At 60.8% G+C, this 768-nt stretch carries 2 protein-coding genes; both read right to left on the bottom strand.

All coding sequences use genetic code 11. The features are described from left to right. A partial coding sequence (locus tag BRAS3843_RS39235; protein ID WP_139024682.1) for a class I fructose-bisphosphate aldolase occupies window positions 1-156 on the bottom strand: 156 nt, incomplete at its 3' end. A gap of 347 nt (window positions 157-503) precedes the next feature. Then, window positions 504-768: class II fructose-bisphosphate aldolase (locus BRAS3843_RS00480; RefSeq protein ID WP_035980450.1), on the bottom strand; the 265-nt coding region annotated here is incomplete at its 5' end.

Raw genomic sequence — 768 nt, 5'->3', positions numbered from 1 at the left:
CATCTCACGATAATCGCGCCGGGTCTCGTCGGTCGATTCCACCTTGATCGCATCGAAGCGCTTCTTGATCGTCCCGGTGGATTCGTCGGCGGCCAGGATGCCTTTGCCCGGCGTCACCATGGCAACAGCGACCTTGTTGAGATCGGGGAGATTCATGACGGCATGCTCCAGAGTGCACCTGCCCTGCCTGCCAAAATAGACCGTTCTCGGGCAGTTGCCGAGAAAACATTGGCCTGAAAGGAGGCGGTTCCCGGAGAGGTGTGAATGTTCGCTGGTGCCGAAACGAGCTGCCGGCCGAGAAGCGAGGTGCACCCTCTCCCCTTGTGGGAGAGGGCGGCGAGAATGAGCGAAGCGAAATTCGAGCCGGGTGACGGGTCTCTCTCGGCGAACGCATGTGCCGCGAGAACCCCTCACCCGCCTCGCTTCGCTCGGCACCCTCTCCCACAAGGGGAGAGGGTGCACTATCGTTGTGGCTTAAGGGAAGCCAACTCTTGGGCGCCTGCTCACGCCACCTTCGGGTCGAGCTCGCCCTTGGCATAGCGCTTGGCCATCTCGGCGGTGGTCAGCACGCGCTTGATCTTGGAGGCCTGGCCTGCGGTATTGAACTCCTGGAGCCGCTGCTTGCAGAGCTTGGTCATCGCCTCCATCGCGGGCTTCAGATATTTGCGCGGATCGAATTCTTCCGGGTGCTCTGTCAGGATTTTTCGGATCTGGCCGGTCATCGCCATGCGGTTGTCGGTATCGATATTGATCTTACGCACGCCGTTC

The organism is Bradyrhizobium sp. STM 3843, assembly GCF_000239815.1.
Classification (GTDB): Bacteria; Pseudomonadota; Alphaproteobacteria; order Rhizobiales; family Xanthobacteraceae; genus Bradyrhizobium.
Note: the sequence above shows the minus strand (reverse complement) of the source record. Positions and strands in the feature narration are given on the sequence as shown.